Origin of the sequence: Protofrankia sp. Cj5 (assembly GCF_917627405.1) — a bacterium.
Taxonomy (GTDB): Bacteria; Actinomycetota; Actinomycetes; order Frankiales; family Frankiaceae; genus Protofrankia.
The window spans coordinates 101,216-111,749 of sequence record NZ_CAKJTO010000001.1 but is presented as its reverse complement, the minus strand read 5'-3'; the positions used below and the strand labels follow the sequence as shown (position 1 = coordinate 111,749).

The window sequence follows — 10,534 nt, the reverse complement described above, 5'->3', positions numbered from 1 at the left end:
GACTTCCCTGCGGATGAGAGCGCGGGGACGTACCGTCAACTAGTGCTCGATCTGTCCGGGCCTCAGGCCCCGCAGTCCCCTGAACCGACAACGCTCGGCGTCCTGCGCGGCTCAGGACATCAGCACCGGTCCGTACGCACCGAACTGCGCAACAACACCCTCGCCCGGATGGCGGATGGTGAGAACCGGTTCCCCGGCATCCTCGGCTTCGAGGACACCGTGCTCCCCCAGGTCGAACGCGCCCTGCTCGCCGGGCACGACATCGTCTTCCTCGGGGAACGCGGGCAGGGCAAGACCCGCCTGATCCGAACCCTGGTGGGGCTGCTGGACGAGTGGACACCGGTGGTCGCTGGTTGCGAAATCAACGATCATCCCTATGCTCCGGCGTGCATCCGGTGCCGGCTGTTGATCACCGAATTCGGCGACGACACCCCGGTCGCCTGGAGGCACCGCTCCCAACGGTTCGGCGAGAAACTGGCCACACCGGACACCAGCGTCGGTGACCTGATCGGCGACGTCGACCCGGTCAAGGTCGCGCAGGGCCGTACCCTGGGGGATCCGGAGACCGTCCACTACGGCCTGATACCACGCACCAACCGCGGCATCTTCAGCGTGAACGAGCTTCCCGATCTGGCCGAACGCATCCAGGTCTCGCTCCTGAACGTGCTGGAGGAACGCGACATCCAGGTCCGGGGGTACCTCCTGCGGCTCCCGCTCGACCTGTTTCTCGTCGCCTCGGCGAATCCCGAGGACTACACCAACCGGGGCCGGATCATCACCCCGCTCAAGGACCGGTTCGGCGCCGAGGTCCGCACTCATTACCCGCTTCGCCTGGGCGACGAGCTGGCCCTGATCCGGCAGGAGGCCGTGCTGTCCTGGCGGGAGTCACCGCTGGGCCTTCCCACTGTGCCTGAACACCTGCTCGAGGTGGTCGCGCGCTTCACCCGGCTGGTGCGCGACGCGCCACAGGTCGATCGCCGCTCCGGCGTATCGGCCCGGCTGTCGGTGGCCGCCGTCGAGACCGTGGCCGCCTCGGCGGTGCGCCGGGCCGCGCTGGCCGGCGAGAGCGTCCCGACGGCGAGGGTCGTCGACCTCTCGGCCATCGTGCCGGCGGTCCGCGGCAAGATCGAGTTCGACCAGCTGGAGGAGGGGCGGGAGGATGAGATCCTTGCGCACCTGCTGCGGCGGGCGCTCGCCGAGACCTTTCGCGCCCGGCTCGCCGGAACCGACCTCAGCGGTCTGCAACGGCGTTTCGAAGTGGACGGCCCGGTCGAGACCGGCGATCTCGTCCCGGCAGCGGAGCTGCTGCGGCGAGTGGGCCCGGTGCCGGGGTTCGCCGCGATCCTCGGCAGGCTCGGCATCGACGGCGCGGAATCGCCGGGGCTCGCCGCGGCTGGGCTGGAACTCGCCATGGAAGGGCTGCACCTCAACCGGCGGCTCGCCAAGGAGGAGCTGCCGGGCCGGACGGTGTACGGCGGATGAGCGCCGGGACCGGACCGGCGGGATTCCGGTACGGCCCGTGGGGCGGCGGTCCCGATCCCCTTGCCTACCCGTTCGACGTGGCGGGCGCGCTGGACGAGATGTCCGAGCACATCCTCAACGGCAGAACCCCGCGGGAGGCTCTGGACGCGCTGCTGCGCCGCGGCACACACAACCACCGTGGCCTGGAAGATCTGCGCCGCCAGGTGGAACAGCGCCGCCGCGAGACCCGCGCGCGCGGCCGCCTGGACGGCACCCTGAAACAGATCCGCGAATATCTTGACACGGCCGTCGGGCAGGAGCGGGCCGCGCTGTTCCCCGACCCCTCCGACGACGCCCGCCTGCGCGAGGCTGAGCTCGACGCGCTGCCAGGCGATCCGGCCCGAGCCGTGAACGCGCTGGCGGATTACGAGTGGCGGTCGCCCATCGCCCGCAAGACGTTCGCGAAGATCTCCGACCTGCTCCGCCGCGAGGTGCTCGACACCCAGTTCCGCGGTATGAAACAGGCGCTGGAAAACGCCACCCCCGCGAGCATGGCCCGCGTGGCGGAGATGCTGAACGCACTCAACAGCATGCTGGAGGCGGATGCCCGCGGCGAGCACACCGATGCGGTCTTCGACGACTTCATGCGCTCCTTCGGTGATTTCTTCCCGGAGAACCCGCGCTCGCTGGACGAGCTGGTGGACTCGTTGGCGCGGCGTGCCGCCGCCGCCGCGCGGCTGATGGCGGCTCTGTCCCCGCAGCAACGGCAGGAACTGGCCGATCTGATGGCGACGGCCATGGCCGACATGGGCCTGACGACCGAGCTGTCCCGGCTGCGCGATGCGCTCCAGGCCGCCCGCCCCGACCTCAGCTGGGGCCAGTCCACTCACGGCCACCTGCGCAGCCCGATGACCGGCGACACCCCGCTCGGCCTGGGGGAGGCCACCAGCGTGTTGCAGGAGCTGGCCGAGCTCGATGAACTGGCTGCCGCGCTGTCCCAGGACTACGCCGGGGCGTCGCTGGAGGACATCGACCCGGACGCGGTCGCGCGGGCGCTCGGCCGCGATGCCGTCGACGATCTGCGTGCCCTCAGGCAGATCGAAAAGGAGCTGGAACGCCAGGGCTTCGTGACCCGCAACGCCGGCCGGCTGGAACTGACCCCACGGGCTGTCCGGCGCATCGGGCAGACCGCGCTGGCCCGTATCTTCCGCCGGCTGGACGCGCACGGACGCGGTGACCATGATGCCGCTGACGCCGGTGCGGCCGGCGAGCTCACCGGGACGTCCCGGCCATGGCGCTTCGGCGACACCCAGCCCATCGACGTGGTCCACACGATTCGCAACGCGGTCCTGCGGGCGGGGCCGACCGGCCTGGACGGAGCGATCCGCCTGGAGGTCCGCGACTTCGAGATCGTCGAGACCGAACGCCGGACCTCGGCCGTGGTGTGCTTGTTGGTCGACCTGTCCTACTCCATGGCGCTGCGCGGGACGTGGGGGGTGGCGAAGTCGACAGCGCTCGCGCTGCACACGCTGATCAGTACAAAATTTCCGCAGGACACGATCCATCTGGTCGGTTTTTCCGACTATGCCCGCCTGCTGCGCCCGGTGGAGCTCGCCGGACTGGACTCCGAAGTGGTGCAGGGCACCAACCTCCAGCACGCACTGATGATCGCGGGCCGGCTGGTGTCGAAACATCCGGATTCCGAACCGGTCGTACTTGTGGTCACCGACGGCGAGCCGACCGCGCACCTGATGCGCAACGGCACACCCGCCTTCTCCTGGCCGCCCGCACCGGAAACCCTTGAGTTGACGCTGGCCGAAGTGGACCGGCTGACCCGGCGCGGCGCAACGATCAACGTGTTCATGCTCGACAGCGAACCGCGGCTGGTGCAGTTCGTCGACGAGGTCGCGCGGCGCAACGGCGGCCGGGTGTTTTCCCCGGATCCGGCGGCTCTGGGCCAGTACGTCGTCCGGGACTACCTACACGCACGTGGCGGACGACGTTCCCACCGGTCCCGAACCTGAGGCTTCCGACGGGGTGGGCATCAACACCGCGTTACGGTTACGGCCGGCCTTCTTCGCCCGATACATGGCGAGATCCGCGTTGTGAACGACGACCTCCGGGAGGCTGTCGGCCGACTCCGCCACGGCGATGCCGATGGTGGCGTCAACGCTGACCACCGCCACCCCGACGGACATAGGCCGACGGATCGTGTCAAGCAACCGGTCCGCGACGGCGTGAGCCTGCGTATCGTCCGCATCGCACAGCACAACGGCGAACTCGTCGCCGCCAAGGCGGTAGACCACATCCTCCTCCCCGCGCGCCCGGCCCAGCCGGGCTCCGATGATCCGCAATACTTTGTCTCCAACGTCATGACCATAGGTGTCATTCAGCGGCTTGAACCGGTCAAGATCAATAAATAGCACCGCGAACGTCGAGACCGCACCGTCCGCGGCGATGCCGTGCAGGCGCCGGACAAAGGCAGCCCGGTTCGGCAGCCCGGTGAGAGCGTCATGGCGGCCCTGGTGGCGCAGCTGATCCTGCAAGGCCCGGCGTTCGCCGATTTCGTGACAGGTCAGTACGATGCCGGCCGCCTCCGGCTGATCGCGCAGGTCGCTTGCCTCGATGTCGAACCAGCGATACCCACCGTCAAAAGCTCGTAGCCGGACGTCGCGGACCGCGGCGGTACCCACCTCCCTGGCCAGCCGCCAGAACTCCGCCAGAGTGACCAGGTCCTCCGGATGGGCAACGCTCAGTAGCTGCCGGCCGGCATAGCACGGGGTCCGGTATCCGAGCAGTACTTCAACAGCGGAGCTGACAAAGGTGATGCGGCCGTCCTCACCGCTGGTAAGTACAAGGTCATGCGCGTTGTGGAGCAGCGCTTGCAGCCGTCCTTCTTCGCGGCGCAGTGCCGCTTCCCGCCGACCGCTGAGAACGGTGAACCCGATGACCACGGTGGCGATACAAGCAAGCAGGCTCACGTCACCGCGCAACCGGCCGGACCGGATGTCTCCGTAGAAGCCCGAAACCGGTTGCTGGAAGATGACGTACCCACCGTCGGCCAGGCTTCCGATCACGGCGGCGAGCGTGACCTGGCCATCGGCTCCAGCCGGGTGGATCTGCCTGGCCGCACCGCCCCGCAGGCCGGCCAGGTCGTGCTGGAAGGCCAGCTGGTGCCCGATCAGCGCGGGGTTCCAGGAGAACATGACCGCTCCGGCGGAGTCCACAATGGAGAAGCCACCCAGGCCGGGCCCGAGCATGCCGCCGGCCGCCAGACTGGCCTGGGTCGGTGAGTCCCGCAGCGACTCACCCATGACGAGAACAGCCACTGGCTGGCCTGCCCGGATCACCGGGATGGTGACGTAGTCACGCGGGACGCCGTCGACAGTCATGACCGGTGAGTTGCCGGCCCGCCCACCGAGCGCGGTCCGCCAGGCCTCGTCCAGCGGGCCGATCGGCAGCGGCGTGGCGGACGGCTGCAGCGCGGCCAGGGTTCCCCCGCTGGGAGAAGCCAACGCCCAGACATAGTTCTTCCCGCCGAAGCCCGATGCGGCGAACGACCGCAGCAACTGGGTGTCACGTGCCTGGTCAGTCAGCGACCAGGGGACCTGCGAAGCGGGCCCGATCAGGCGCTGCGGGTCGGCGATGCGCGCGGAGAAGTCGGCCATGATGGTCGTGAGGCCTGTCCGCTCGGCCATGCGCCGGTGCTCGGCGCCATAACGCGCCTGCGTCTCCAGCCACAGGATGACCGTGACCAGCATGAGCAGGACGCCGCCGCTGACCAGGGGAGTCAGCAGGCGATCAAACCCATGGCGGCCAGCCCGGCCGGTGGGCGCCGGCCGGCCGGATGCGCGGCGGGGTCGGTCAGCCGTGCCGGCCGTGGGCTGGTGCGGCACGGTCGGGTGCGGTTCGCTAGAAAGATCAATAACGGGAATCTGTGACCGGCCCACGACGCCCGGCGTGCCCGCTGGCGCGCTGGGCCGCGCGGCGGCCGCCACGACGAACCGGCCTTTGCCTGACCGCTTGGCCTCGTACATGGCCTGGTCCGCGACGCTCAGGAAATGTTCGGGGGCCTCCAGCGGCAACGTCGAGGCCGCGACGCCGATACTGACGTCGACCTGAACGACCGAGGTTCCAACCGCTATCGGAGCACGGATGGATTTGATCACCCGGTCGGCGACCGCGCCCGCTGACGCCTCGTCCGCACCCGCGAGCAGGATCCCGAACTCGTCGCCGCCGAGCCTGGCCGCCACATCACCATCGCGCAGCATCCGGACGAGACGCTCCGCGACGATCCGCAGCACCACGTCGCCGGCATCATGACCAAGGCTGTCGTTGACCGGCTTGAAGTGATCGAGGTCGATGAACAGGAGCGCGAATGGCGCTCCGCCCGAACGAGCGGCACCGGCCGCCGCCGCCAGCTCGCTGGTGAAGAGCGTCCGGTTGGGGATACCGGTGAGCGCGTCGTGTGACGCCTGGTGGCTGAGCTGATCCTGTAGGCTCTTGCGCTCCCCTGTCTCATGGCAGGTGACCAGCACACCGGCCAGCGCCGGATGGTCGGTGAGGTCACTGGTCTCCAGGTCGAACCAGCGCGTGGCGCCCGATGCCATGGTCAGTCGCACATCGAAAGCGGTGCCACCGCCTGGCTCGGCAAGTAACCGCTCGATCCGCTCCACGTCATCAGCGTGCGCGAAGTCGGTCAGCGGGTAACCGAGCCAGTAAGCGGGGTCATAACCAAGCAGGTCCCAGACGGCCGGGCTGACAAAAGTCATCGCCCGGTTCTCGCCGGCAACCACGATGATGTCCCGGATGCCGCCGAGCACGGTGTGCGCTCGGGCTCGGCCGCGCTTGGCGGCCCGCTCCCGGCGCAGCCTGAACGCGACCAGCCCGCCCAGACAGACGGCACAGATAACGAACAGAAGCAGATCATAGCGACGCTGCTCGGCCCGCGGATCAGCGAACAGGCGCGCGGTGGGCTGCCGGAAGATCGTCGTGTAGCCGGTCGTCCGCTGGCGGGCAGCGAAAGTAGTCACCTGTGCCGCGCCGCGGCCTGATGTCCATACCCGGACCGTGCCCGGAACCAGGCCCGTGAGCTCCGCCGGTGCCAGCAGACGCCGGCCCCGCGACGCCTGGTCCGAGGATGAGAGCGTGACGCCCATGGCATCAAGATCGCTGAATCCGCCGGGAGCACCGGCGAACGCGACAAGCTGCTCATTGCGCCGCTGGGTCACCGCCTCGTCGGCGACCTGTACCAATATCGCCCACGGCGGCCCAGCACCCACCGGCACAACCGTGGCCCGCACGATCCGGTCATCCAGCACGAACACGGGCGACACGGCCGCACGGCCAGCGAGCGCGGCAGACCAGGCCACACCAAGATCAGATATCGACAGCCGATGCCCCGCGGGAAACGCGGCCCCAGGCGTGCCCGCCGGGTCGACAAGGGCGACGAGCAGGCTCGGATCGCCAGCGGGCGTCAGTTGGAACTGCCGCAGCAGCAGCGCGTTGGAATCAGGCTGGCCCGGCCTGAACGACAAACGCTCGACCGCTGTCCGTAATTGTCCCGGATCATAAATATTCGACGCATTTTGGGCGATTCGTTCAACCAGTCGAGAACGGTCGGACAATCGCTCCCGTTCGGCCGCTCGCAGACCTGCTTTCCCTACCACCAAGACGAGCAGCGCAAGCAGCACGATCATCGCCAGGCCGGCGACCAACGGGACGAACCATCGCGGTCGCCCACGCTCGACCGTCCTACCAGCGAAGCCGAGTTGTCCACCGAACCAGGCGGGACGGCTGTCAGATACCGGACCTGTTCGAATGACCCTTACCCCTCGTGACAGCCAGTCGGATCAGCAGTCGGTCATAACAACGCAAGCAATATGCGAACAAGAAGCAGGGATTTTATCCAATTCCTACTTCCGTGTAATGATACAACGTCATGCCGTCACATACCCAGCGAGCACCCCGGTATCCACCTGATCCGTAACGGACAGTAACAAGGATGACAGTTGTCGAAACACGTCGATCCCCAAGCGCCGGCTGTCACATGCGACTACGCGATAGCGGTCCTACCTGCGGACCTGGCCGCTTCACCGCGGTGGACCACATCGTCGATCTTGTCCAACAGGCGCTCCCAGACCTGGCGCGGGAGATCGTGGCCCATTCCATCGATCTCCAGCAACTCCGCGGCCGGGACGGCGGCCGCGGTGAGACGCCCGCCGGCAACCGGAATGAGCGGGTCGTTCGTACCGTGCACGACCAGGGTCGGAATCGTCAGCTGGCCGAGCTCGGCCGTCCGGTCCTCGGCAACCAGGATGGCGATCAGCTGTCGCACCGGCCCCTGCGGGTCATACCCGCGGTCCCATGCCAGCCCGGCCCGCTCCCGCACCCACGCGCGGTCGTAGGGGAACTCTCCGGAGCCGATGACGCTGTACGCCTCCTCGGCTCCGTCCATGAACGCCTCGCGGTCCGCCGCAGCCGGGCGCAGCAAAGCGGCGGCCGCGGCCGGAGTCGGCCAGCTTTCCGCATGGTTGCCCGTGGTCGAGGAAGCCGACGTCAGACTGCGCACACGGCCGGGAAAGCGCAGCGCAAGCGTCTGGGCGATCATGCCGCCCATGGAAATCCCGAAAATGTGCGCGGACTCCCAGCCAAGAGCGTCCATCAGACCGGCGGCATCAGCCGCCATGTCCAAGAGCCGGTAGGGAACGACGCCGGCGTCCCCGGACAGCGCGGCCATAAGATCAGGTTGCCCCAGATGGCCGAAATGACTGGAAAGCCCGACGTCTCGGTTGTCGTAGACAACGACCTGGAAGCCCCGGCGCACCATCGCGCGGAGAAGATCAGGATGCCAGCCGACAAGCTGCTGGCCCAGCCCGCTGACGATGAGAAGCGGCAGGCCGCTGGGGTCACCGTGCAGCTCGTACGCGATTTCGATGCCATTGGCCTGAACCGTGCCCATAGACGGAAGGTAGCGAGCGGTCGCCGCTGACGCTCGCAATCCATCGAACTTCCACCAAAGGTCACCCATACGCACGCAATCGAGCACCCAGCCAGGACCCGAACAGTCGGGACCGAACAGCCGCCGATGAACGCCTCCTCGCCGATGGCGGACGTGACCATGACATCACCAGCAGACCTTCGGCTACCTTAAGTCAATCAGCTGATGCTCAACGTGATATTCGGGGGGACGAATATCGATGCTCTTCCCGACAATCGAGTTTGCCGCGTTCTTCACCGCGGTCATGGCGGGCTCCTGGCTACTGATGCCCCACCCGCGCCGATGGAAGCTCTTCATCCTGGGCGCGTCATACTTCTTCTACGCATATGCCGATAAACGGTTCGTTGTGCTCCTGATCGCCTCAACCGCCGTCAACCAGACGGCCGCACTCGCCCTGGCCCGCTGGCCGGACCGGCGCATCCTCACCGCGACGATCGCGTGCGATCTGAGCCTGCTCGGCTGGTTCAAGTATTATGGCTTCTTCGCTCTCTCGGTCGACCGGATGCTCAACCGCATCGGCCTGCCCGCGCCGCTCCCGCTGCTTCAGGTCGCGCTGCCGGTCGGCATCTCCTTCTTCACCTTTCAGGCGATGTCATACGCCATTGACGTCCAGCGTGGGCACATCCGCCCGGCGAAGACGATCGACTTCGCTGTTTACCAGGCCTTCTTCCCACATCTCGTGGCCGGGCCAATCGTGCGGGCCAGTGAGTTCATCCCCCAGCTGGCCACCCCGCGCGACCCGGGCCAGGTGCCGGTCACCCGAGCTGCCTTTCTGATCGTCGGCGGCCTGGTCAAGAAGACCGCGCTCGCGGATCTGCTTGCCACACAGATCATCGATCCGGTCTTCGACACCCCGAGCCAGCACTCGTCGCTGGAGGTACTGGTCGCGATCTACGGCTACGGCGTGCAGATCTACTGCGACTTCTCCGCCTATTCGGACATGGCCATCGGCATTGCCCTGCTGCTCGGCTTCAGCTTCCCGGACAACTTCGACCGCCCGTACACCGCGGCCAGCCTGCGCGAGTTCTGGCGACGGTGGCACATAACCCTTTCCCGCTGGTTGCGGGACTACGTCTACCTACCGCTGGGAGGCAACCGGCGCGGCCCTCGGCGCACCTACGCCAACCTCATGATCACGATGGTCATCGGCGGGCTGTGGCACGGAGCGGCCTGGACCTACGTCGGCTGGGGCGCTCTGCACGGGATCGGGCTGGCGGCAGAGCGCAGATGGACCGAGCATCGCCGGCCACCCGCTCACATGCCATCGCGGGGAGCACACCGCCCGATTGCTCCAGCGGGAGCGGCGACCAGCTCGACCAGCTCGACCAGCTCATGGCCGGAGGTGCCGCCGCCACGGACGCCGCCGGTGGACGGCGGCCGTCCCGAAGCCCGTATCGACGCCGAAGCCCATGCCCCGGCGACCACCATAACGATCTCCACGGCGACCGCCGCCACCGCCGTTGGATCGGCCGCCCGGACATCCCGGATACGTTCGGTCATGTGGCTGTGGCTCAGGCGCCTGGCCGTCTTCCATTTCGTCTGCGCGGCCTGGGTCCTGTTCCGTTCCCCCAGCCTCGGGGGCGCCATGGACATCTTCGTCCGGCTGCTGACGGGATCAGGACCGGCGCCCCTCGTGACGGGTACCGTCCTGTTCGCCATCGCCGCCGGGCTTCTCACCCAGCTCGTCCCGAAAAGCTGGCGGCTGCGCGCGGCGGACATTTTCGCTCAGCTCAGCGTCTTCGGCCAGGCCGTCGTCATCGCCGGGTGTGTCCTGGTCGCCCACGGAATTGTCGGCCGGCAGGATGTAGCGCCATTTATCTACTTCCGTTTCTGAGTGGTCGGCGCTGGCAGTCCTGCGCTGGCAGCCCTGCGGGGGCTGTTGGCTGCCAGGTGGATGCGTCGCGAGGCATCCGAAACACGCCGTAAACGATCCGCGGAGCCGCCGGAGGAGCGAGCAGAAACATGATCATATGTTCTCTGGCAGCCAGCCTCACAAGCGCCGGGGACAAAGCAGCAGCACAGTGGATGAAAGCAGCGGGCCGCACCGGTCAAGCGATGACGAAGAGCAGGTTC

At 67.7% G+C, this 10,534-nt stretch carries 5 protein-coding genes; 3 read left to right on the top strand and 2 right to left on the bottom strand.

Features of this window, described 5'->3' with window-relative positions; all coding sequences use genetic code 11:
* The first annotated feature begins 42 nt into the window (after positions 1-42).
* On the top strand, positions 43-1,482 hold the full coding sequence (locus MJ777_RS00445; protein ID WP_239309286.1) for a magnesium chelatase: 1,440 nt from the start codon (positions 43-45) through the stop codon (positions 1,480-1,482).
* A complete protein-coding gene (locus MJ777_RS00440; RefSeq protein ID WP_239372343.1) occupies positions 1,479-3,485 on the top strand; it encodes a VWA domain-containing protein in 2,007 nt (668 codons plus the stop codon). The genes MJ777_RS00445 and MJ777_RS00440 overlap by 4 nt, the downstream gene beginning before the upstream one ends.
* Here the strand turns inward: MJ777_RS00440 and MJ777_RS00435 are convergent.
* Positions 3,441-7,178 (bottom strand): diguanylate cyclase domain-containing protein, encoded by a 3,738-nt coding sequence (locus MJ777_RS00435; protein ID WP_239309246.1) that lies wholly within the window; start codon positions 7,176-7,178, stop codon positions 3,441-3,443. The genes MJ777_RS00440 and MJ777_RS00435 overlap by 45 nt on opposite strands.
* Positions 7,179-7,516: 338 nt before the next feature.
* Complete coding sequence (locus MJ777_RS00430; RefSeq protein WP_239309284.1) at positions 7,517-8,422, bottom strand: alpha/beta fold hydrolase; 906 nt, start codon at positions 8,420-8,422, stop codon at positions 7,517-7,519.
* Positions 8,423-8,660: 238 nt separating this feature from the next.
* On the opposite strand from MJ777_RS00430, the gene MJ777_RS00425 reads away from it, so the two are divergent.
* A complete protein-coding gene (locus MJ777_RS00425) occupies positions 8,661-10,295 on the top strand; it encodes an MBOAT family protein (protein WP_239372341.1) in 1,635 nt (544 codons plus the stop codon).
* The last annotated feature ends 239 nt before the right edge of the window (positions 10,296-10,534 follow it).